The following is a 21,324-nucleotide window of genomic DNA, read 5'->3' on the forward strand; positions in this document are numbered from 1 at the left end:
GCGGCGAAAAACAGACGCGCCGGGCGCGGGCGGGCCGCCCGCAGCCACGCCGGACGGGGAATGTGGCGCGGATCTCGCACCCTGTTGCCCTCAGCCCACAGACCTGATCCATAACTTCGCCCAGGTCGGACGGTATCGCCGTCATGCCGCTCCGGATTCGGGCGGCAGGGCTTCCGGCCTGGCCGCCCATTGGATTTCGCAGAGGACGACGCGTGCGTACTACCAGTCGGATGATCGCAGCCCTGGTGCTCGCCCTGGGGGCGACGGGGGTTGCCGCCCAGACGCCGCCCGCCGGCGGTGAGGGCGCCTCCGGCCCGGGCGCCTCACCCCCGCCTCCGCCCATGTCACCCGCCCCGACGCCCGCGCCGGCCGCGCCCCCCGCCGCCACGCCTGCGCCGCCGCCTGCGAACCCTCCGGCGCCCGCCGCCGGGGCGCAGCCGCAGCAGGGCACGCCCGCCACGGTCCTCGACACCTCGGATTACGAGAGCCTCCTCGGCCGCAGCGTCCGCAGCGCGCAGGGCGACGAACTCGGCCGGGTGATCGACGTGATCATCGACAAGGAGGGGCATCCCCGCGCGGCGATCATCGATTTCGGCGGCTTCCTCGGCGTCGGCACCCGCAAGATCGCCGTCGATTGGCGCGCCCTGCGCTTCGCGTCGGACGGCAAGGAGCGCCGTCTCTCGGTGGCGCTCACCCGCAATCAGGTCCGCGTCTCGCCGGAATACAAGTCGGGCGAGCCCATCGTGGTGCTCGGCCCGGCGAGCGGCATGCCGCCCGAGGGCGAGCAGGCCGGCGTGGCTCCGGCGGGACCGCCGGCCCCCGCCGTGCCCCCCGCTTCGATGTCACCGTCCGTGCCCCCTGCCGCGCCCCCTGCCGCGCCCGCTGCCGCGCCCGCCGCCGCACCCGTCGCGACGCCGGCCGCCCCTCCCGCTGCGCCCGCGCCCGAAAAGGCTCCGGATAAATGACGGTGGCCGGATTGAAGGCACGGCCCCCCGTTCCCGCGACACCGGCCCGAGACGTCCACCGCCCGGACGCGCGCAAGGAATCGGTGGCCGAGGCGCGCCAGCGGCTCGCGACGGTACCGGAAGCGGCTGCGGCGTCCGGGGCTCCCGCCCCGGCCGAGGCCGTCGTCTCCCGGGGGAGCCGGCGGGGCCTCGATGCCTTCGCCTTCTTCGTGGCCAACCTTCAGACCGGATTCGGGCCGTTCCTGGCCGTCTACTTCTCGCAGGCCAAGTGGACCCAATCCGACATCGGCTTCGCCCTCACGGTGGGGAGCCTCGTCGGCCTGCTCGGGCAGGTGCCGGGGGGCGCCTTCGTGGATGCCGCGCGCTCCAAGCGCTTCGCGGCGGCGGTGGCCACCCTCGCCGTGGCGGGCAGCGCCCTCGCGCTCGCCGTCTGGCCGAGCTTCCTCGTCGTGCTCCTCGCCATGGCGCTGCACTCGGCGGCGAGCTGCGTGCTCACACCGGCCATCGCCGCGATCAGCATCGGCCTCGTCGGCCATGCGCGGGCCGGCGAGCGCCTGGGGCGCAATGCCAGCTTCCAGGCGTTGGGCAACGCCGTCGCCGCCGCCGGGATGGGCGCCTGCGGCTACTACCTCTCGAACGGCGCCGTCTTCTACCTCACGGCCGCCCTCGGCATTCCCGCCGTCATGGCGCTCTCGGCGATCCGTGCCGACGAGATCGATGCCAGCACGCGCGTCCAGGCCGCCGCCGAACCCGCCGCCGCCTCGACCGGTGGGCGCGGGGCGCTGCGGGCGCTCCTCGGCAACCGGGGCCTCATGAGCTTCGGCGCCTGCATGCTGCTGTTCTTCCTCGCCAACGCGGCGATGATGCCGCTGGTCGGCAGCGTCCTGACGCTCCGCGCCAGCGAGACCGCGACCGCGCTGGTCGCAGCCTGCATCATGGTTCCGCAGGCGGTGCTCGCCGTCTGTGCACCGGCGGTCGGGCGGGCCACGGAGCGGTTCGGCCGTTACCCCGTCCTGCTCGTCGGTTTCGCGGCCCTGCCGCTGCGCGGCCTGCTGCTCGCCTCCACCACGAATCCCTACGCCCTGGTCGCGATCCAGGTGCTCGACGGCGTCTCGGCCTCGGTGCTCGGCGTGATGGTGCCCCTCGTCGTGTCCGACCTGACCCGCGGCACGGGCCGGTTCAACCTTGCCCTCGGGGCGGTGGGCACGGCCATGGGCATCGGCGCCGCCCTCTCGACCTCCCTGGCGGGCATCATGGCCGACCGGCTCGGGAGCCACAGCGCCTTCCTCGGCCTCGCCTTCCTGGGCTTTGCCGCCTTCATGCTGGTGGCACTGATCATGCCCGAGACCCGCCGGTCCGGCGGCAAGGAGCGGGAGATAGCGGGGCCCGCCTGACGGGCGCGGCATCGCTTTCGCTTATGCGAGACGATCAAGCTATGTTCAGCTTGAGCCGCTAAAAGCGCGCGATCCAGAGACTCACACTGCAACGTATGGCAACGCTGCTGCGTTGGCGCTACGGGACGGACTTGCCTTTAGAACCGCATGCTCGCACGGCTGCCGCCGGCCGGTCACGCGAGAACGGGATGGTCGCCACGATGGAAGAACTCCACCGCTACGCCGAACGGCCCTTCGCCTTCGTCGGACGGTACCTGCGCCGCCGCTGGCTACCGCACCTTGTCATCCTGATTTCGGTGCTCGGTGCGGTCGGGTTCTCGGTCTCGACCGACTACGCCCTGAAGGGCGTGGTCGACGCCCTCACGAAGGGGCCGGGGCCGGAGAACACCGGCATCTGGAGCGCGCTGACCGTCCTCATCGTCTTCATCGCCATCGACAACGCGCTCTGGCGCGTGGCCGCGCTGACGGGCGCCTTCACCTTCGTCGGGGTGACGGGCGATATCCGCCGCGACCTGTTCCGGCACATGACCGGCCATTCGCCGACCTTCTTCTCCGACCGCCAGCCCGGCACGCTGGCGAGCCGCATCACCGCGACCTCGAACGCGATCTTCACGGTCGAGAACATGTTCGTGTTCAACGTGATGCCGCCGACCGTCGCCGCCTTCGGCTCCATCGCCTACATCGCCTCGGTCAGCCTCACGATGGCGGGGATCCTCGCCGGCATCTTCGCGGCGGTCGTCGTGCTGATGTTCAAGATGGCCTCGGCCGGCAAGCCGCTGCACCACGACTTCGCGGCCAAGGCCGCGAGCGTGGACGGCGAGATGGTCGACCTCGTGGGCAACATGTCCCTCGTGCGCGCCTTCTCGGCCTTCAAGCGCGAGGGCGCCCGCTTCGAGGGCACCATCGCCACCGAGATGCGCGCTCGTCGCTCGTCGCTCCTCTACCTCGAGAAGCTGCGCATCGTTCACGCCATCCTCACCGTGCTGGCGATCCTCGGCCTGCTCTACTGGTCGATCCGGCTGTGGGAGGCCGGGCAGGCGACGAACGGGCAGGTGGTGCTCGTCTGCACGCTGGGCATCCGCATCCTGGCGGCGACCCGCGACCTCGCCGTCGCGCTGGTGGACGCCACGCAGCACACGGCCCGCCTCGCCGAGGCCCTGCACACCCTGCTGCAGCCGCACGACCTCGTGGACCACCCGGAGGCGAAGCCCCTCGCCGGCCAGGGCGCCAGGATCGAGTTCGAGCACGTCGCCTTCCATTATCCGGACGGGCGCACCGTGTTCGGCGATTTCGATTTGACCATCGAGCCCGGCCAGCGGGTCGGCCTCGTGGGCAAGTCGGGCGGGGGCAAGTCGACCCTGTTCTCGCTGATCCAACGCTTCTACGACGCGCAATCGGGGGCGATCCGCATCAACGGCCAGGATATCGGCCGCATCACCCTGGAATCGCTGCGCGAGGCCATCACGGTGGTGCCGCAGGACGTGTCGATGTTCCACCGGACGCTCCGGGAGAACATCCGCTACGGCCGGCCGGAGGCCACCGACGAGGAGGTCTGGCAGGCGGCCGAGGCGGCCCATTGCACCGACTTCATCAAGGCCCTGCCGGAAGGCTTCGACACCATCGTCGGCGACCGGGGCGTGAAGCTGTCGGGCGGCCAGCGCCAGCGCATCGCCATCGCCCGCGCCATCCTGAAGAACTCGCCGATCCTGCTCCTCGACGAGGCGACCTCGGCGCTGGACGCGGATTCCGAGCAGGCGATCCGCCACGCGCTGGCGAACCTGATGAAGGGGCGCACGGTCATCGCCATCGCCCACCGCCTCTCGACGCTCCAGGACTTCGACCGGATCGTCGTGCTGGAAGGGGGGCGCATCGCGCAGGACGGCTCGCCCGAGAAGCTCACGCATCTCGACGGCTTCTTCCGCGAGCTGATGAAGAAGGAATCGATGGGTACGGCCCTCGTGGCCGCGTGACGTGGGGCCCGGTCCTTGCTTAAAGGGCCGGGGTTCCGCAGGGCGCCGTCCTGCACCCCCAAAAGGTCCCGGACCTTTTGAAACCACGACTGGCCATGCCCGATCTCGATACCGTCGTCCGTGACATCGCGGAGGAAATGGCTGCGCGCACGGATCGCGGCACGGTCGCCGATTACATCCCCGAACTCGCCCATGTGGATCCGAACCGCTTCGGCATGGCGGTGATCGACCGGGACGGGCGCGTCAGCGCGGGCGGCGACAGCGAGACGCTGTTCTCGATCCAGAGCATCTCGAAGGTCTTCACCCTCACGCTGGCCATCGGCATGATCGGCGACCGCCTGTGGCGGCGCGTCGGGCGGGAGCCCTCCGGCAACCCGTTCAATTCGATCGTGCAGTTGGAGCGGGAGCGCGGGGTGCCGCGCAACCCCTTCATCAATGCCGGCGCCATCGCGGTGACGGATGTAATCCTCTCCGGCCACGCGCCGCGCGAGGCCCTGGGCGAGATCCTGCGCTTCATGCAGTTCCTCTCGCAGGATCCGAGCGTCTTCATCGACGAGACGGTGGCGGCCTCGGAGCGGCGCACGGGGTTCAGGAACAGCGCGCTCGCCTATTACATGAAATCGTTCGGGGTGATCGAGAACCCGGTCGACTACACGCTGGGCGTGTACTTCCACCATTGCGCCCTCGCGATGAACTGCCGCCAGCTCGCGACGGCGGGGCAGTTCCTGGCCCATAACGGCCTGAACCCGGCGACCGGCTTCAACGTGGTGTCGCCGGAGCGGGCGCGCCGCATCAACGCGATCATGCTGACCTGCGGGCACTACGACGGCTCGGGCGAGTTCGCCTACCGCGTCGGCCTGCCGGGCAAGAGCGGGGTGGGCGGCGGCATCCTCGCGGTGGCCCCGGGCAAGGCCTCCATCGCGGTGTGGTCCCCCGGGCTCGACGCCGCCGGCAATTCCCATCTCGGCCGCGTCGCGCTGGAACAGCTGACCCAGCGCATGGGGTGGTCGGTGTTCGGGGTGTGAGGGGCATCAGCCCGTCGTCGTGACCGCGAGGTTCACCCCGGCCGCCTTCTGGACGCTGCGGAGGATCGCGAACAGATTGCCCGCCGTGGGATTGCCGGCGGGGCCGAGCATCCGCATCAGGCTCTTCGAGGACGAGCCGGTCTCCTGCGCCAGTCGCTCGAAGCCGATCGTGGCGTTCACGCAGTCGCGCAGGACCGCCTTGCCGGTCTCGACTTCGCCCGCGAGCATCAGGTCCACCGCCTCGGTGAGCAGCGCGGCCCGGAAGGCGGGGTCGCTGTCGGCCCTGGCCTTGATCGTTTCCTTGAAGCTGCGCGTCAGAGCCATCATCCCTCCTTGCGGCGGCGTTTGTACGAGGCCCACAGGGCCTGAGCCTCGGCGATGTCGTCCTGTTGCCGGCGCTTGGTGCCGCCACAGAGCAGAATGATCAGCGTGGCCCCGTCGCGGCCGAAATAGAGCCGGTAGCCCGGCCCCCAGTCCATCCGATACTCCTCGACGCCGCCGCCGACGGATTTGGCATGGGCGAAGTTGCCCCCCTCCATCCGCACCAGCGCGACCGCGACCTTCGCGGCGGCCTGGGCATCCAGGCGTGAGAACCATTCGGCGAAGGGGCTCCTGTCGCGCTCATCGACGTACTCGCGGACGTCCATTTATGATAGTACCATATACGCTACTTTCAAGGTCGTCCGACGGCTGGGCCGAAGGACGGTAAACTCTTGCGCAGCCGCCCTTTCCAGGGCAAGCGGCGCGGCGATCCCACGAACGAGCCCTCCCCATGACGACCAGCGCGGCTTCCCATGATCCGGGCCTGATCGTCGCCCGGCTCGACCGGCTGCCCGCGACGCGGAGCGTGTGGCGCCTCGTGGCCCTGCTCGGCCTCGGCTTCTTTTTCGAACTCTACGATCTGCTGTTCACCGGCTACGTCGCGCCGGGCCTCGTGAAGGCCGGCATCCTCACGCCGACGACGCCGGGCCTGTTCGGGGCGACGGGCGTGGCGGGGTTCGTGGCCGCCCTGTTCACCGGCCTGTTCATCGGCACCGTCGCCTGCGGCTGGCTCGCGGACCGGTTCGGGCGGCGGGCGATCTTCACATGGTCGCTCCTGTCCTACACCGCCGCCAACGTCGTGATGGCCTTCCAGACGGACGCGTTCGGCCTGAACCTGTGGCGGCTCATCGCCGGGATCGGGCTGGGGCTGGAGATGGTCACGATCGGCAGCTACCTCTCCGAACTGGTGCCGAAGGCGATCCGGGGGCGGGCCTTCGCCCTCTGCCAGGGCATCGGCTTCTGTGCCGTGCCGGCCGTCGCCTTCCTGTCCTACCTGCTGATCCCGCTGTCGCCCTTCGGCCTCGATGGCTGGCGCTGGGTCGCGCTCATCGGCGCCTCGGCGGCGGTACTGGTGTGGTGGATGCGCTCCGGCCTGCCCGAGAGCCCGCGCTGGCTCGTGGAGCGCGGGCGCTTCGCCGAGGCCGAGGCGGTGATGGCCCGCCTGGAAGCGCGGGTGCAGGCGGAGTACGGCCGCCCCCTGCCGCCCCCCGGCCCGCCGCAGCCGACGCAAGGTCGCGGCGCCTTCCGTGACATGTGGGTGCCGCCCTATCGCCGGCGCACGCTGATGATGGCCGGGTTCAACGTGTTCCAGACGGTCGGCTTCTACGGCTTCGCCAACTGGGTGCCGACCCTGCTGATCGCGCAGGGCGTCACGGTCACGTCGAGCCTCGCCTACACGGCGCTGATCGCGCTGGCCGCGCCGGTCGGGCCGCTGATCGGGCTCCTGATCGCCGACCGGTTCGAGCGCAAGCACGTCATCGTAGCCGCGGCGTTCGTCTACATCGCCTGCGGCCTCGCCTTCGCGCAGGTGCGGGACGTGGCCGCCATCGTGGCGCTCGGCATCGGGCTGACGCTCGCCTCGAACGTGATGTCCTACAGTTTCCACGCCTATCAGGCGGAGCTGTTCCCCACCGGCATCCGGGCGCGGGCGGTGGGCTTCGTCTATTCGTGGAGCCGCTTCTCGGCGATCTTCACGGGCTTCATCATCGCCTTCGTGCTGCGCGAGGCGGGCGCGCCCGGCGTCTTCCTGTTCATCTCCGCCGCCATGCTCATCGCGGGGGGCCTCGTCGGCCTCCTCGGGCCGCGCACGCGGGACGTGGCGTTGGAGGAGATCGCGGGGTGAGGGCATCGTAAAGCCTTGATCCTGCGGACGGCCAATGCCACAGCCGCCGCAATCATCGGCAGACGGATCCTTGCATGAGCGCTTCCCTCGACCTCCTCGTCCTCGGCAACGCCATCGTCGACGTCATCGCACGCACCGACGAGTCCTTCCTCGAGAAGGAGGGAATCGCCCGGGGGGCGATGACGCTGATCGACGAGCCCCGCGCGGAAGCCCTGTTCCAGGTGATGGGCCCGGCGACGATCGTGTCGGGGGGCTCGGGGGCCAACACCGCCGTCGGCGCGGCGATGCTCGGCACGAAGACCGGCTTCGTCGGCCGCGTCCGCGACGACGAACTGGGCCAGCTCTTCCGCCACGATCTGAAGGCCACGGGCGTCTCCTACGAGGTCCCCGCCGCCACCGACGGCCCGGCCACGGCCCGCTGCTTCGTGCTGGTGACGCCGGACGGCGAGCGCACCATGAGCACCTATCTCGGCGCCTGCCAGGGCCTGGGGCCGGACGACATCCACAAGGAGACGGTCGCCGCCGCCCGCGTCGTGTATCTCGAAGGCTACCTCTGGGATCCGCCGGCCGCCAAGGAGGCGTTCCGCAAGGCCGTCGAGATCGCCCACCGGGCCGGCAACGCCGTGGCGCTGACCCTCTCCGACGCCTTCTGCGTCGGCCGCTACCGCGACGAGTTCCTGGGCCTGATCCGCGACGGCAGCATCGACATCCTGTTCGCCAACCTCGGCGAGTTGAAGAGCCTCTACGAGACCGACGACGAGGAAGCCGCCGTGGCGGCGCTCCGCGACGAGCGCAACGGGCGCGGCCTGCACATGCTCGGCCTCGTCACCCGCTCGGAGAAGGGCGCCCTCGTCGTCAACGGCGGCCATGTCCGCGAGGTGGCCGCGAGCCCGGTGGAGCATGTCGTCGACACGACCGGCGCGGGCGACCTGTTCGCCGCCGGCTTCCTCGCCGGCCATGCCCGTGGCCTCGACCACGCGACCAGCGCCCGCCTCGGCGCCCTGGCCGCGGCGGAGGTGATCCAGCATATCGGCGCCCGGCCGCAGGCGGATCTGGTGATGCTGGCGCGGGAGCAGGGGCTCCTCTGAGCCCCGCCTACACCCGCAGCAGCACCTTCCCCACGGCCTCCCGCCGGATGAGCACCCCGAACGCCTCGCGGTACTCGTCCAGCGGATAGACCCCGTGGACCTTGGCGCTGAGCTTGCCCTCCGCCACCCAGGCGAGCAGCTGTTTCTGGTCGGCCCGGTGGCCCTCCGGGTCTCGCTCGGTGAAGGCGCCCCAGTGGACGCCCTGCACGTCGAGTTCCTTGAGCAGGATCAGGTTGAGGGGCAGGCGGGGAATCGCGCCCGCCGCGAAGCCGATCACGAGGTAGCGCCCCCGCCACGCTAGCGCCCGAAGCGCCGGCTCGGCGAAGGCATCGCCCACCGCGTCGTAGACCACATCGACCCCGGCCCCGCCGGTGATGCGGCGCAAATCGTCCTTCAGGGTCTCGGGCGAGTAGACCAGCCCCTCGGCGGCGCCATGGGCGCGGGCGGCGGCGACCTTGTCCTCGGACGAGGCGCAGGCGATGACCTTCGCCCCCATCAGCGCCCCGAGCTCCACCGCCGCGAGCCCGACCCCGCCCGAGGCGCCGAGCACGGCGAGCCATTCGCCCGCCCGCAGCTTCGCCCGGTTGGCGAGCGCATGGAGGGTGGTGCCATAGGTGATGGTGAGGCCCGCCGCCTGTTCGTCCGGCACCCCGTCCGGCACGGGGGTGAGCTTCGTCGCGGCGATGGCGATCCGCTCGGCGCAGCATCCGTAGCCGGCATGGATCACGACGCGCTGGCCGACCGCGAGCCCGGTGACGCCCTCGCCCAGGGCCTCGACGACGCCCACGCCCTCGCCGCCCGGCGAGAAGGGCAGGGGCGGCTTCACCTGATACTTCCCGGCGACGATCAGCGTGTCGAAGAAGTTGAGCGCGGCCAGCGTGACGCGCACCAGCGCCTGCCCGGCGGCGGGGGAGGGCGTGGGCCTCTCCGCGATGGCAAGGGCGTCGGCCCCGTCGAGGGTGCTGCAGAGTAGGGCGCGCATCGTTGCCTCCCGGTCGGGCTCTTCCTGGTTGTCAGGATCGGCTGTGTCTTAGGGTCGAAGCCGCGCGCCTCAATGCGCCTCCTGCCAGTTCAGCGCCGCCTTGGCCTCCACCACCAGCGGCACCCGGAGCGTCAGGGCGGGGGCGGGGGCCTCTTCCATCACGGAGGCGATGATCGGGATCGCCGTGTCGACCTCATCCTCGCGGGCCTCGAAGACCAGTTCGTCGTGCACCTGCAGCAGCATCGTCACGCCGAGATGCTTGGCCTTCAGCGCCGTCTCCATGCGGGTCATCGCCCGGCGGATGATGTCGGCGGCCGAGCCCTGGATCGGGGCGTTGATCGCCTGACGCTCCACACTCGCCCGCTCGTTGGGGTTGTTGGAGCGGATCTGCGGGTAGTGGCACACCCGCCCGAACAGCGTGGTGACGTAGCCCTTGTCGCGGCAGCTGCGCTTCGTCGTGTCGATGTAGTCCCGGATGCCGGGGAACTGCTCGAAATACTGCTTGATGAAGGCCGAGGCCTCCTCCCGGCCGATGCCGAGGCGGTCGGCCAGCCCGAAGGCCGAGATGCCGTAGATGATGCCGAAGTTGATCGTCTTGGCCCGGCGGCGCAGATCCGGCGTCATCTCCTTGAGGGGCACGCCGAACATCGCCGAGGCCGTCGCCGCGTGGATGTCGATCCCGTCCTCGAAGGCTTTGCGCAATTCGGGGATGTCGGCCATGTGGGCGAGCAGCCGCAACTCGATCTGCGAGTAGTCGGCCGAGATCAGCTTCATGCCCGGCGCCGCCACGAAGGCCCGGCGGATGCGCCGTCCCTCCTCCGTGCGCACGGGGATGTTCTGCAGGTTGGGCTCGGAGGACGAAAGCCGGCCCGTCGTCGTCGCGGCCAGCGAGAACGAGGTGTGGACCCGCTGCGTCTCCCGGTCGGCATGGGTCTGGAGCGAGTCGGTATAGGTCGATTTCAGCTTCGAGAGCTGGCGCCATTCGAGGATCTTCTTGGGCAGCTCATGCCCGGCCTGGGCCAGCTCCTCCAGCAGCGTCGCGGGCGTGGCCCATTGGCCGGAGGGTGTCTTCTTGGCGCCGGGCAGGCCCATCTTGCCGAACAGGATGTCGCCGATCTGCTTCGGCGAGCCAACCGAAAACTTCTCTCCCGCGTCCTCCTGGATCTCCTCTTCGAGCCGCACGAGGATCTGCGAGAAATCGCCCGAGAGCCGGCTCAGCATGTCGCGGTCGACGCGGATACCGGCCATCTCCATCCGGGCGATGATCGGCAGGAGCGGCCGTTCCAGGGTCTCGTAGACCGCCACCCGCCGCTCGGCCGCGAGGCGCGGCTTCATCATCCGCCACAGGCGTAGGGTGACGTCCGCGTCTTCGGCGGCGTAGGCGGTGGCCTTGTCGAGGGCGACCCGGTCGAACGTCACCTTGGCCCGGCCGGTGCCGGCGACGTCCGAGAAGGTGATCGGCTGGTGGCCGAGATGGCGGCGGGCAAGCTCGTCCATGCCGTGCCCGCCCTTGCCGGCATCGAGCACGTAGGAGATCAGCATCGTGTCGTCCAAGGGCGCGACCTCGATGCCGTAGCGCGAGAACACGACCCAATCGTATTTCAGGTTCTGCCCGACCTTCAGCACGCCGGGATTTTCGAGGAGCGGCTTCAGCCGCGCCAGCGCCGCGTCGAGGGGGATCTGGCCGGGCAGGGGCTCGACCAGATCGGTCGCCGCCGCGCCTTGACCGAACAGGTCGCCGGCATCGGCGGGGGCGGAGACCGCCTGCACATGCGCCAGCGGGATGTAGCAGGCCCGGCCCGGCGCCACCGCGAGCGACACGCCGACGAGCCCGGCGCGGAAGGAATCCAGCGCATCGGTCTCGGTGTCGACCGCCACCACGCCGGCCTCCTCGGCCTCGGCGATCCAGGCGTCGAGATGTTCGAGGGAGAGGATCGTTTCATAGGCGGCGGTGTCGAACGGCTTCACCGACTCGCCCGCCCGCGCCGCCACAAGCCCGCCCGGCGTCGGCTCGGCGGGGCCACGGGGCTTGGGCGCCGCATCCGGCAGGTTGAGGTCGGCGAAGGGATCGACCTCGCCGCCCTCGGGGGGCGCGTCGCCCGGCGGGCGCTCCGAGCCGGCGGCGGCTTTCTCCGGGTCCGGGGGCACGCTGTCGCCGAAGAAGGGCACGGGCTCGCCCGCCGCGCCCTTGGCGCCCGGCAGGAGAGCCGGGTCCGGCTTCACCTTCTCCGGGTCTACATGCAGCATCTGCGCGATGCGCCGGGTGAGGGTGTTGAACTCCATCGCCTTGAGGAAGCCGACGAGCTTCTCCGGGTCGGGCTCCGGCACGGTGAGATCGTCGAGCGCGACGGGGACCGGCACGTCCTCCATCAGCGCCACGAGTTTTCGCGAGAGGCGGGCCTGATCGATGTTGGCAAGCAGGGTCTCCCGGCGCTTCGGCTGCTTGATCTCGCCTGCCCGCTCCAGCAGGGCCTCCAGGGAGCCGAATTCCTTGATGAGGGCGGCGGCGGTCTTCAGGCCGATGCCGGGCACGCCCGGCACGTTGTCCGACGTGTCGCCGATCAGCGCCAGCGCGTCGCCGATCTGGTTGGGGCTCAAGCCCTCCCACTTGGCGATGATGGCGTCCACATCGAGGTTGCGCTCGGGCCGGTAGCCCGGCTTGCCCTTGGCGCCCGATTCGAAATCGTAGAACCGCACCAGCGGCCCGACGAGCTGCATCAGGTCCTTGTCGGAGGAGACGATGATGACGCCCGCGCCCCGCGCCTCGGCCTGCCGGGCGTAGGTGGCGATGAGGTCGTCGGCTTCGTAGCGTTCCAGTTCGATGGCGTGCAGGCCGAAGGCCCGCACCGCGTCGCGCATCAGCGGCATCTGGCGCTTGAGGTCGTCCGGCGCGTCGGGGCGGTGGCCCTTGTAGTCCGGGAACATCTCCTTGCGGAACGAGCCCTCGGACTTGTCGAAGACGATGCCGAGATGCGTCGGCATGGTGCCGGCCGCGCCGTCCTGCAGGAATTGGGCGATCTTGGTGCAGAACAACCGCACCGCCCCGGTCGGCAATCCGTCCGAGGGACGGGAATTGTACTTCTGGTCCTGGTTGATCGACTGGAAATAGGCCCGGAAGATGAAGGACGAGCCATCGACCAGGATCACCTGATCGCCGGGGCCGACGGGCTTGGGGGTGGAGGCGGTCGTTTTTGAAGTCACGCTGTGTGCCGAATGTCCGAGGATGCCGAGGGGCGAGCGAGTTCAATGACGAACGATACGTTCAGTCGGGATGGCTCAACTCAACCTTACACACGACGATCAGATCTGACATTCTATGGCGCGCGACGCGCCAGACCATCTCGGCGGTGACGTTCTTGTAGGCGTGCCGGTAGACGTTGCCGGCATCCGCGATCTGCCGCCAGGGGATGTGGGGATGGCGGGTTCGGGTCCCGTCATCGACACGACGGCTCGCCTCCGAGATGATCTCCAGGCAGCGCGTCACGGCGTAAAGCCTCATGCGATCGTGGGCGAACGCATCTGCATCGATGCCGGCCGTGAATTCAAGCGCGGCTTCCGCATTGTCCAGGATACCGAGAAGCGCGTCTCGCCCCCGCTCAGAAAGCATGGATCGCGTCCCGTTCGGCCGACGGCCTCACGTAGGGCTTCAGCATCTCCCGGTTCGCGATATCGACCTTGATTGAGAATAGATCGCTGATGAAGCCGATCACACCAGCGTAATCGTAGACATCTTGAACGACCGATGTGTCGATATCGATCATGATATCGAGGTCGCTGTCAGGTGTTGCTTGGTCGCGGGCGACCGAGCCGAAAAGGGATGCATGGCTCACGCCACGACGGTGCAGCTCTTCTCGATGGGCGCGCAGGATAGCGAGGGCGTCGTCGCGGTTCATCGTATGAGACCGTCGGAGTCGTGTCAGCTCTGATCCATACCAAAAAACAAGCGGCGGGGCACTCGGGCCCCGCCGCCTCATGCCTGGGCGTTGGTGTGGGTCTCAGCAGCGGTTGCCGCCGGTGGTCTGGCCGTATTGCTTCACCGGCCGGGTCTGCTGGTTGGCGTTGCCCTCGGCGGCCGAACTCGGGCGGCAATAGCCGGGGTGGGCCTCGTAGAAGGGGGTGTCGTGGACGCCGATGGAGCCGGTGGTGAGCGGGCCCCTGTCATGGGAGACGGGGTAGGCCATGGCGGAGGTCACGGGGGCGGCGGCACCGATCACGAGGGCGGCGACGGCGGCGGCGATACGAGTCTTCATCTCTATTTCTCTCTCCTTGCGCAGGGCGGATCGGCTATTTTCGTCCGCTTCATCTGTCATGAGAGAGATATAGGATCGTCTTTCCCGGAGCGACGTGCCTCGTCGCACGCAGCTCAAGGGATTAAAACGCGCGCCTCATGCGGCGAGCTCGGCCCCAAGCGTGGCAATACGCTTCAGGTCGGTGATGAAGGCGGCATAGGCCTCCTCCTTGGCTTCGTCGGGCAGGCGCAGCAGGTAGGAGGGGTGGACGGTGATGTAGCCCTGGAAGCGGTTGTCCAGCCGGTCGAACCGGAACGGGCCGCGGGCGCGGGTGATCGGGATCGCCTTGCCCGTCAGCGCCAGCACCGCCGTCGCGCCGAGCGCCACGACGAGCTTCGGCGCCACGAAGTCGAGTTCGCGGTCGAGCCACCAGCGGTAATGGCTCACCTCGCCCGCCGTAGGCTTCTCGTGGATGCGGCGCTTGCCGCGCAGGGTGAATTTGAAGTGCTTCACCGCGTTGGTGAGGTAGCTCGCCTCGCGGTCGATGCCGGCTTCCGCCATGGCGCGGGCGAGGAGTTGCCCCGCCGGCCCGACGAAGGGGCGGCCCTTCAGGTCCTCCTGGTCGCCGGGCTGCTCGCCCACGAACGCGACCGTGGCGCCGATTGGGCCCTCGCCCAGCACGGCCTGGGTCGCGCCGGGCACCAGGGGCTCGGTCTTGCGGATGATGGCGTTGAGTTCGTCGAGGCTCTTCGGGTCCTGGTCCGTCATCGCGGCGACGGCTCGGGCGGGTTCGCGGCGTGCGGGCAAGGTGGGTTCCCTCTCGATCATCTGCGCGGTCCGGTCCGCCGCGCCCCGCAGCAGGGCGGGGATGGCGGCCGTCTCCGGCATGTTGCGCCAGTACTTCTTCGGCATCTCCGCGCGCATCGCCTTCGGGTTCACGCGGGCGGGGTTGAACGTCGTCTCGTAATAGGTCTGCCAGCCGGCCTCGAAGCCGTCGCCCTCGGGCACGTCGGCGCGCGAGCCCGGCGGCCCATAGGCGAGGGTGTCCCCGTCCCAGACGGCCCGGCCCTCCGGCGTCAGGATCGTCCAGCGCATGCCGGCGAAGCGGCGCACGAAGAATGGCGCGGCGGCTTCCAGGATGTGATGGTCGGGCTCGAACCACGCGACGTAGCGCTCGCCCGCCGGATCCTCGACCCGGCGGAAGCGCAGGAAGGCGTGCATCTTGTGCAGGTCGCGGCCGATGGCCTTGGCCATCCGGGTGAGGCGGTGGACCAGCGGGTCGCTCGCCACCTCCATCAGGTGCCGCTCCCCGTGGAGGACGCGCCAGATCAGGGCGTAGAGCAGGCCGTAGCGTTCGGGGTCGCGGTGGGGGACCACGCCCGGGATCAGCGACGCGACCGCCCGGGGCAGGACGAGGGGCGTGTCCGCACCCGGTGATGCGCCGTCGCCGAACAGGCTCGGCGCGGACTCGACGGAGAAGGTCACGGCCTCCGGCGGCACGTTCCCGGCGGCGAGGCGGCGGGCGGCATCGCGAAAGCCGGCGAGGTCGGCGCCGGGCCGTAGGAGGATGGTACGCCCGGACGCGGCGAGGGAGGGCGCGCCCGCCATCAGAACAGGCTCAATTGCTGGGCCGGCTCCACGAGGCGGGCGCGCAGGTCGGCGCGGTCGGTGAGCGCCACCGGCCGATGGTCGGCGGCGACGAGGAAGGGCCGCGCCCGCTTGAGGCTGGAGGTCAGCCGCGCCACGTCGTCGAGGCGCAGGGTCGTGTGCTTGCGCGCCTTCACGATCCGGTCCACCGCCCGCGCCCCGAGGCCGGGGACGCGCAGCAGCATCTCCCGGTCGGCCTTGTTCACGTCGACGGGGAAGCGCTCGCGGTTCTTGAGCGCCCAGGCCAGCTTCGGGTCGATGTCGAGGGCGAGCATCCCGCCTTCGGAGGCCGAGGCGACCTCCTCGGCCGAGAACTCGTAATACCGGAGCAGCCAGTCGGCCTGATAGAGCCGGTGCTCACGGGCGAGCGGCGGGGCCTTCAAGGGCAGGATCTGCGAGCCGTCCGGGATCGGGCTGAAGGCCGAGTAATAGACGCGCTTGAGCCCGACGCTGCCGTACAGATTCTCGCTTTTGGCGATGAGGGCGGCGTCGGTCGTGTCGTCGGCGCCGACGATCACCTGCGTCGAATGCCCGGCCGGGGAGAAGCGGCGGCGCTCGGCCTTGGCCTCGACGATCCGCTCGCCGATCTGCGCCATGGCGTTCTGAATGGCCGCGCCGTCCTTCTCGGGGGCGAGCCGGCCCAGGCTCGCCTCGGTCGGCAGCTCGACGTTGATCGACAGGCGGTCGGCATAGAGCCCTGCCTCCTCGATCAGCCACGGGCTCGCCTCGGGGATCGACTTGAGGTGGATGTAGCCCGCGAAGCCGTGGTCCCGGCGCAGGGACTTCGCGACGCGGGTCAAGAGCTCCATCGTGTGGTCGGGCGACTTGATGATGCCCGAGGACAGGAACAGCCCCTCGATATAGTTGCGCTTGTAGAAGTTGATGGTGAGGTTCACCACCTCCTCGACGGTGAACTTCGCCCGCCGGACGTTCGAGGAGCGGCGGTTGACGCAATAGGCGCAATCGAACAGGCACCAGTTGGTCAGCAGGATCTTGAGGAGCGACACGCAGCGCCCGTCGGGCGTGTAGGCGTGGCAGATCCCGGCCCCCGTGGTGGAGCCGATCCCGTCCTTGCCGGCCGCGCGCTTGGGCGCCCCGGACGAGGCGCAGGACGCATCGTATTTCGCGGCATCGGCCAGGATGCGGAGCTTCTTAGCGAGGGCGTCATCCATGGAACGGAAGATGAACGTTTCGGGGGCGGATACAAGGGCACCGCGCCCCTGCTCCCTAGCCGCAACGCCGCACCCCGTCAGACGGGTTCCTCGTCGGCCTCGACGATCCGCCGGGCCAGGCCGTAGGGGAAGCCCTGCCGGGCGAGGCTGCCGAGGTCGCGCTCCCGGTAGTCGGCCCGCCGGTCCGGCTGGCGGAAGGGGCCGAGGCGGCGGCGCTTGGCATAGGCCCAGGCCGCCTTCTCCTCGCTGTCCTCCTCCGGCGAGGCCTCGCGCTCGGCCTCCATCACCGCCGCGACCACCTCGCGCGGCACGCCCTTGGCGGCGAGCTTGAAACCCGCACCCCGGCGCGAGGTGCCCCGGCGGCGCAGCGCGGCGAGGCGCCCCTCGGCGAAGCGGGCATCGTCCACGAGCCCGGCCGAGAGGGCGCGGGCCACCGTCGCCTCGATCATCTCCGCGAAGGCGGCGGGCTCCTCCCCCCGCGCCCGCGCCCGCTTCTCGACACGCCGCGAGAGGGTGCGGCGGAGCATCTCGGTCGAGGCGCTGTAGCGCTGCAGGTAGTCGAGGGCGGCCCGCTCCAGCCATGCCGCGCTCACCGGGCGCGGCGGGGGCTTGGGTGTCTCCGGCCCGGAAGATGCAACGGAGGGAGGCTTCACGTGTTCTTCACGATCTGGACAGGTTTGCGCTTCATGAACGACCCATGGAACGCGCGCAACGCGACAGGCCGGGCGATGTCCCACCTCCTGATTCCAAACTCGGGGCACTGCAGCGAAAGCTGTGGGCGGCCGCCTCCGTCCTGATGCGGCGCGAATGGCTCCTCGTCCTGGTGGCGCTCGGCTTGATCGCGCTCGCGAGCGGGGTCGCCTACCTGTGGCGCCCGAACACCCTCACGGTGGCGGTCGGCCCGCAGGACGGGCCGGAAGCCGCGCTGATCGAGGCCTACGCGGCGGCCCTCGACCGGGCCCGCGAGGATGTGCGGCTGAAGGTGGTGCGCTACGAGGACGTGCGCGACAGCGGCCTCGCCCTCCAGCGCAACAAGGCCGACCTCGCCGTGGTCCGCCCCGACGTGTTCCTGCCGGAGAACGGCCTGACGCTGGCGATCCTGCACGACGAGGCGCTGGTGGTCGCCCGTCCCGAGCACAGCGACATCGACGAGTTTCCCGATTTCGCCCGCAAGCGCCTCGGCATCGTGGTGCGGCACGGGGCGGACATCCCCTTCCTCACCAACGTCCTCTCCTTCTACGATCTCCTGCCCGACACGCCCGCCGGCGACGACACCGCCGAGCCCGCGCCCGGCCACGTCCTCGTGGTGCCCCTGAAGTTCGGCGAGATCACCCAGGCCATCGCGGACAAACGCGTGGATGCCGTGGCGATCATCGCGAGCCCCGCCTCGAAGATGGCCGGCAGCGTGATCCGCGCCGTCGAGGCGGGCTCGCCCGAGCGCAAGATCGGCTTCGTCTCGATCCCCGATGGCGACGCGATCCTTCAGCGCTTCCCCGAACTCCAGGCCGTCACCATCCCCGCCGGCACGTTCGGCGGCCGCCCGAAGCGGCCGGACGAGGAGATCCGCACGGTCGGCGCCTCCTACCGGCTGATGGCGCGGGGCACGGTGAGCCGCGTCGCCGTCGCCTCGGCGACCCAGCACCTGTTCGAGTGGCGCTCGCGGCTCGCCGCCGCCGCGCCCATCGCCAAGCTGATGAAGGCGCCCGATTTCGACACCACCGTCGCGGCGACCTCGGCGCGCCTGCCGAACCACCCCGGTGCGGTCGATTATTTCGAGCGCGAGCAGCAGACCTTCCTCGACCGCTACGAGGATTACATCTACCTCGTCGCCTTCTTCGGCGGCACGATCGGCTCCGGCTTCGCGTGGCTCGGCCAGCGCCTCGCCCGCAAGCGGCGGGAGCGGATCGACATCGTCCTCGACCGGCTGCTCGACATCCTGCGCGAGATCCGCGCCGCCACGAATGTCGAGCAACTCGACGCCATCGTCCTGGAGATCGACGACCTCATCGCCGACGTGGTCTCGCATACCCGCAAGCGCACCATCGACCTTCGGACGGTGAGCGCGCTGATCCTGGCGGTGGACGGCGTCCACGAGGCGGTGGGCGATGCGAGGCGGCGGATCGGGGTGCCGCCCGAGGGCGAGCGCCGCCGCTCGGCCCAGCTCATGGCGCTCCACCTGCCCGCCGCCGAATAGGGCCGGGCACAGAACGGGTTCCGCCGCGTTTGGCCTGCGCACGACCGCAGGACCGAACCCCATGGCCGCGTTGACCCAGTTCCTGATGCGCCGGGACGTCCTGCTCGCGGCCAGCGCCCTGCTGCTCTGCCTCGGCGGCGCGGCGGTGTGGTACCTGCTGCGCCCGACGACCCTCACCATCGCGGTGGCGCCCAAGGACGGCACCGAGCCGGGCCTCATCAAGGCCTATGCCGACGCCCTCGACGCGAGCGGCGAGGGCATCCGCCTGAAGATCCTCTCCTTCGACGACGTACGCGAGAGCGCCGCCGCCTTGCAGGACGGGCGGGCCGACCTCGCCGTGGTGCGGCCCGACGTGCTCCTGCCGACCAACGGCCTTACCCTCGCCATCCTGCGCGATCAGGCGATGATCGTCGCCTCGCCGGAGCAGGCCGGCATCAAGTCCTTCGCCAAGCTCGGCGGCAAGCGCCTCGGCATCGGTGCGCAGAAGGACGCCGATTACTGGCTGCTCAAGAACCTGCTCTCCTATCACGGCCTCGCCCTGGAGACGGCCCCCGCCGCCGGCCCGGTGCCCGCCGGCACGGTGCAACTCGTGCCCGTGGACGAGGGCGCCGTCGCCGCGGCCTTCAAGGAGAAGCGGATCGACGCCTTCCTCAGCATCATCGCCCCCTCGGCGCCGAAGGCCATCGCCCTCGTCGGCGCGGTGCGCTCGGTGGCGAAGGACGGCAAGGTCGAGTTCGTCGCCGTGGAGGACGACGACGCCATCATCGAGCGCTTTCCAAAACTTCAGGCCGTGACGATCCCCGGCGGCCTGTTCGCCGGCCGCCCGAAGCTGCCCGCCGACGACGTGAAGACGGTCGGCGCCTCCTACCGGCTGATGGCGCGGGGCTCGCTCAGCCGGGTGATCGCGGCGGATTTCACGCAGCAATTGTTCGAGAAGCGCACGGCGGCGGCCCAGCAGACCGATGCCGCCGAATACGTCCTGGCGCCGGCCTACGAGACCACCGTGGCGGCGACCAGCGCCCGCATCCCGATCCATCCCGGCGCCATCGACTATTACGAGCGCGAGCAGCACGGCTTCGTGGAGCGCTACGGCGACACGCTCTACCTGCTCGGCGCCCTGGCGGGCGGCCTCGTCTCGGTGCTGGCCTGGGTGCGCCAGCGCCTCACGAGCCTCGGCCGGGAGCGGATCGACGACGTGATCGACCGGCTGATCGCGATCACCCAGGAGGCCCGCCGCCTCAAGGACCCGGAGGCCATCGAGGCGCTGACCATCGAGGTCGACGGGCTGGCGGCGGACGTGGTGCGCTATGCCCGCGAGCGCGAGCCGGAGCCCTCCACCCTCTCCGCCGTCTCCATCGCCATCGAGACGGCACGGGCGACGATCCACGATTGCCGGATCGCCGCCGCCGGTTCTCCCCGGGGGCGGGAGGAGGCGCCGCTCAGCGCGCCGCTGGCGGGTTGAAGGCCGTGTCGATCAGCCCGTCCACGGCGGAGGCCACGTTCACGTCCGCCGCGATCACGCCGGCCTGCTGCAGCGCCACGCCGGCCGCGCGGATCGCGTCGGCCTGGGTCGGGCCGATGGCCGGCTGGGACAGGTCCGTGCGCTCCAGCTGGCGGGCGACGACGGGCTCGGGCAGCTTCGTCGCGGTGACGAGCGCCGCCTTGAGGGCGGCTGGGTCCTTCAGCGCCTCGGCGCGCACCCGCTCGTAGGCAGCGATCACCGCCTTCACGAGGTCGGGATTCTCCTTGGCGAAGGCCTCGCGCACGTCGAGCACGCCCCAGGTGTTGGCGGCGGGGTCGCGGAAGAACAGCACGTCGCCATTCTCGATCTCGGCCGAGGCCATCATTGGGTCGAGCCCGGCCCAGGCGTCCACGTCGCCCCGGTCGAGGGCGGTGCGCCCGTCCGGGTGCTGCAACAGGACGAGCTTGGCGTCCTTCTCGGTCAGCCCGGCACCCTGCAGGGCGCGGATCAGGAAGATGTGCGGGTCCGTGCCCCGGGTGACGGCGACCCGCTTGCCCTTCAGGTCGGCGGGCTTGGTGATGCCGGTGTCCTTGCGGGTGACGAGGGCGGTCCATTCCGGCCGCGAGAAGGCGTAGATCGCCTTGATCGGGTTGCCGTTGATCCGCGCCACCAGGGCGGCGGCGCCGGCCGTCGAGCCGATGTCGATGGCCCCGGCATTCAGGAATTCGAGCGCCTTGTTCGAGCCGAGGGACTGCACCCAGCGGACCTTGATTCCCTTCGGCTTCAGGGCCTCCTCGACATAGCCGCGCTCCTTCAGGAGAAGGCTCAGGGGATTGTAGGTCGCCCAATCGAGCCGCACTTCCGTCGGCTCGGCGGCTTTCGCCGGGCCGGTCGTGCACAGGGCCAGGGCGAGGGCGGCTCCCAGGACGGAGCGGCGGGCGAGCGGCATGGAATCGTCTCCTCGGCTTATCTTTGACGCCGAGCTAAACCCATCCGTTCTTTATGTCAAACGAAACGTCCGTCTTGCAGGAC

19 protein-coding genes are annotated in these 21,324 nt (G+C 70.2%); 8 read left to right on the plus strand and 11 right to left on the minus strand.

The window, feature by feature from the left end:
• Window positions 1-230: 230 nt before the first annotated feature.
• The 4 genes from ACXJ1Y_RS19105 (at window position 231) to ACXJ1Y_RS19120 (ending at window position 5,354) form a co-directional block, all read left to right on the plus strand.
• On the plus strand, window positions 231-965 hold the full coding sequence (locus tag ACXJ1Y_RS19105; RefSeq protein ID WP_463850173.1) for a PRC-barrel domain-containing protein: 735 nt from the start codon (window positions 231-233) through the stop codon (window positions 963-965).
• Window positions 962-2,359, plus strand: coding sequence for an MFS transporter (locus ACXJ1Y_RS19110; protein ID WP_463847687.1), 1,398 nt, complete (start codon window positions 962-964; stop codon window positions 2,357-2,359). The genes ACXJ1Y_RS19105 and ACXJ1Y_RS19110 overlap by 4 nt, the downstream gene beginning before the upstream one ends.
• Window positions 2,360-2,559: 200 nt before the next feature.
• Entirely contained in the window at window positions 2,560-4,329 is a 1,770-nt protein-coding gene (locus ACXJ1Y_RS19115; protein ID WP_463850174.1) for an ABC transporter ATP-binding protein, read from the plus strand.
• 95 nt (window positions 4,330-4,424) lie between these two features.
• A complete protein-coding gene (locus tag ACXJ1Y_RS19120) occupies window positions 4,425-5,354 on the plus strand; it encodes a glutaminase (RefSeq protein ID WP_463847688.1) in 930 nt (309 codons plus the stop codon).
• Window positions 5,355-5,360: 6 nt separating this feature from the next.
• On the opposite strand, the gene ACXJ1Y_RS19125 is transcribed toward ACXJ1Y_RS19120, so the two are convergent.
• Window positions 5,361-5,678 carry a helix-turn-helix domain-containing transcriptional regulator gene (locus tag ACXJ1Y_RS19125; protein WP_243959074.1) on the minus strand — a complete coding sequence of 106 codons (318 nt, stop codon included), beginning with the start codon at window positions 5,676-5,678 and terminating at the stop codon, window positions 5,361-5,363.
• On the minus strand, window positions 5,678-6,001 hold the full coding sequence (locus ACXJ1Y_RS19130; protein WP_463847689.1) for a type II toxin-antitoxin system RelE/ParE family toxin: 324 nt from the start codon (window positions 5,999-6,001) through the stop codon (window positions 5,678-5,680). The genes ACXJ1Y_RS19125 and ACXJ1Y_RS19130 overlap by 1 nt, the downstream gene beginning before the upstream one ends.
• Before the next feature lie 125 nt (window positions 6,002-6,126).
• Between ACXJ1Y_RS19130 and ACXJ1Y_RS19135 the strand changes: the two genes are divergently transcribed.
• Together ACXJ1Y_RS19135 and ACXJ1Y_RS19140 are read left to right on the plus strand one after the other, a co-directional pair.
• Complete coding sequence (locus ACXJ1Y_RS19135) at window positions 6,127-7,518, plus strand: MFS transporter (RefSeq protein WP_463847690.1); 1,392 nt, start codon at window positions 6,127-6,129, stop codon at window positions 7,516-7,518.
• 74 nt (window positions 7,519-7,592) lie between these two features.
• Window positions 7,593-8,606: an adenosine kinase gene (locus tag ACXJ1Y_RS19140; protein WP_463847691.1), complete on the plus strand. Its 1,014-nt coding sequence runs from the start codon at window positions 7,593-7,595 to the stop codon at window positions 8,604-8,606.
• A gap of 7 nt (window positions 8,607-8,613) precedes the next feature.
• Here ACXJ1Y_RS19140 and ACXJ1Y_RS19145 read toward each other — a convergent pair whose 3' ends face one another.
• The 8 genes from ACXJ1Y_RS19145 to ACXJ1Y_RS19180 form a co-directional block, all read right to left on the minus strand.
• Window positions 8,614-9,588, minus strand: a complete 975-nt coding sequence (locus tag ACXJ1Y_RS19145; RefSeq protein ID WP_463847692.1) for an NADPH:quinone oxidoreductase family protein — start codon at window positions 9,586-9,588, stop codon at window positions 8,614-8,616.
• Window positions 9,589-9,657: 69 nt separating this feature from the next.
• On the minus strand, window positions 9,658-12,789 hold the full coding sequence (gene polA / locus ACXJ1Y_RS19150) for a DNA polymerase I (RefSeq protein ID WP_463847693.1): 3,132 nt from the start codon (window positions 12,787-12,789) through the stop codon (window positions 9,658-9,660).
• A 61-nt stretch (window positions 12,790-12,850) separates the two neighbouring features.
• Window positions 12,851-13,195, minus strand: a complete 345-nt coding sequence (locus ACXJ1Y_RS19155) for a HepT-like ribonuclease domain-containing protein (RefSeq protein WP_463847694.1) — start codon at window positions 13,193-13,195, stop codon at window positions 12,851-12,853.
• Window positions 13,185-13,481: a nucleotidyltransferase family protein gene (locus tag ACXJ1Y_RS19160; protein WP_463847695.1), complete on the minus strand. Its 297-nt coding sequence runs from the start codon at window positions 13,479-13,481 to the stop codon at window positions 13,185-13,187. Before ACXJ1Y_RS19160 ends, ACXJ1Y_RS19155 begins: the two co-directional genes overlap by 11 nt.
• A 102-nt stretch (window positions 13,482-13,583) precedes the next feature.
• Entirely contained in the window at window positions 13,584-13,838 is a 255-nt protein-coding gene (locus ACXJ1Y_RS19165) for a hypothetical protein (RefSeq protein ID WP_463847696.1), read from the minus strand.
• Between the two features lie 135 nt (window positions 13,839-13,973).
• Window positions 13,974-15,425 (minus strand): UdgX family uracil-DNA binding protein, encoded by a 1,452-nt coding sequence (locus ACXJ1Y_RS19170; protein WP_463847697.1) that lies wholly within the window; start codon window positions 15,423-15,425, stop codon window positions 13,974-13,976.
• On the minus strand, window positions 15,425-16,636 hold the full coding sequence (locus tag ACXJ1Y_RS19175) for a putative DNA modification/repair radical SAM protein (protein ID WP_463847698.1): 1,212 nt from the start codon (window positions 16,634-16,636) through the stop codon (window positions 15,425-15,427). The genes ACXJ1Y_RS19170 and ACXJ1Y_RS19175 overlap by 1 nt, the downstream gene beginning before the upstream one ends.
• Before the next feature lie 77 nt (window positions 16,637-16,713).
• Window positions 16,714-17,229, minus strand: a complete 516-nt coding sequence (locus tag ACXJ1Y_RS19180; RefSeq protein WP_463847699.1) for a regulatory protein RecX — start codon at window positions 17,227-17,229, stop codon at window positions 16,714-16,716.
• Between the two features lie 203 nt (window positions 17,230-17,432).
• Between ACXJ1Y_RS19180 and ACXJ1Y_RS19185 the strand changes: the two genes are divergently transcribed.
• Together ACXJ1Y_RS19185 and ACXJ1Y_RS19190 are read left to right on the plus strand one after the other, a co-directional pair.
• The gene (locus tag ACXJ1Y_RS19185) at window positions 17,433-18,830 is read left to right on the plus strand and encodes a TAXI family TRAP transporter solute-binding subunit (RefSeq protein ID WP_463847700.1); all 1,398 of its coding nucleotides are present in this window, start codon (window positions 17,433-17,435) and stop codon (window positions 18,828-18,830) included.
• Between the two features lie 61 nt (window positions 18,831-18,891).
• On the plus strand, window positions 18,892-20,292 hold the full coding sequence (locus ACXJ1Y_RS19190; protein ID WP_463847701.1) for a TAXI family TRAP transporter solute-binding subunit: 1,401 nt from the start codon (window positions 18,892-18,894) through the stop codon (window positions 20,290-20,292).
• On the opposite strand, the gene ACXJ1Y_RS19195 is transcribed toward ACXJ1Y_RS19190, so the two are convergent.
• Window positions 20,270-21,241 carry an aliphatic sulfonate ABC transporter substrate-binding protein gene (locus ACXJ1Y_RS19195; RefSeq protein ID WP_463847702.1) on the minus strand — a complete coding sequence of 324 codons (972 nt, stop codon included), beginning with the start codon at window positions 21,239-21,241 and terminating at the stop codon, window positions 20,270-20,272. The genes ACXJ1Y_RS19190 and ACXJ1Y_RS19195 overlap by 23 nt on opposite strands.
• Between the last annotated feature and the right edge of the window lie 83 nt (window positions 21,242-21,324).

Source organism: Methylobacterium sp. TK26, assembly GCF_055361565.1.

Coding starts and splice junctions, on each gene's coding strand:
- ACXJ1Y_RS19135 (WP_463847690.1), top strand. CDS start 6,127: ATGACGACCAGCGCGGCTTCCCATGATCCGGGCCTGATCGTCGCCCGG.
- ACXJ1Y_RS19105 (WP_463850173.1), top strand. CDS start 231: ATGATCGCAGCCCTGGTGCTCGCCCTGGGGGCGACGGGGGTTGCCGCC.
- ACXJ1Y_RS19145 (WP_463847692.1), bottom strand. CDS start 9,588: ATGCGCGCCCTACTCTGCAGCACCCTCGACGGGGCCGACGCCCTTGCC.
- ACXJ1Y_RS19120 (WP_463847688.1), top strand. CDS start 4,425: ATGCCCGATCTCGATACCGTCGTCCGTGACATCGCGGAGGAAATGGCT.
- ACXJ1Y_RS19160 (WP_463847695.1), bottom strand. CDS start 13,481: ATGAACCGCGACGACGCCCTCGCTATCCTGCGCGCCCATCGAGAAGAG.
- ACXJ1Y_RS19175 (WP_463847698.1), bottom strand. CDS start 16,636: ATGGATGACGCCCTCGCTAAGAAGCTCCGCATCCTGGCCGATGCCGCG.
- ACXJ1Y_RS19195 (WP_463847702.1), bottom strand. CDS start 21,241: ATGCCGCTCGCCCGCCGCTCCGTCCTGGGAGCCGCCCTCGCCCTGGCC.
- ACXJ1Y_RS19190 (WP_463847701.1), top strand. CDS start 18,892: ATGGCCGCGTTGACCCAGTTCCTGATGCGCCGGGACGTCCTGCTCGCG.
- ACXJ1Y_RS19110 (WP_463847687.1), top strand. CDS start 962: ATGACGGTGGCCGGATTGAAGGCACGGCCCCCCGTTCCCGCGACACCG.
- ACXJ1Y_RS19165 (WP_463847696.1), bottom strand. CDS start 13,838: ATGAAGACTCGTATCGCCGCCGCCGTCGCCGCCCTCGTGATCGGTGCC.
- ACXJ1Y_RS19115 (WP_463850174.1), top strand. CDS start 2,560: ATGGAAGAACTCCACCGCTACGCCGAACGGCCCTTCGCCTTCGTCGGA.
- ACXJ1Y_RS19155 (WP_463847694.1), bottom strand. CDS start 13,195: ATGCTTTCTGAGCGGGGGCGAGACGCGCTTCTCGGTATCCTGGACAAT.
- ACXJ1Y_RS19185 (WP_463847700.1), top strand. CDS start 17,433: ATGCGGCGCGAATGGCTCCTCGTCCTGGTGGCGCTCGGCTTGATCGCG.
- ACXJ1Y_RS19125 (WP_243959074.1), bottom strand. CDS start 5,678: ATGGCTCTGACGCGCAGCTTCAAGGAAACGATCAAGGCCAGGGCCGAC.
- ACXJ1Y_RS19130 (WP_463847689.1), bottom strand. CDS start 6,001: ATGGACGTCCGCGAGTACGTCGATGAGCGCGACAGGAGCCCCTTCGCC.
- ACXJ1Y_RS19170 (WP_463847697.1), bottom strand. CDS start 15,425: ATGGCGGGCGCGCCCTCCCTCGCCGCGTCCGGGCGTACCATCCTCCTA.
- ACXJ1Y_RS19140 (WP_463847691.1), top strand. CDS start 7,593: ATGAGCGCTTCCCTCGACCTCCTCGTCCTCGGCAACGCCATCGTCGAC.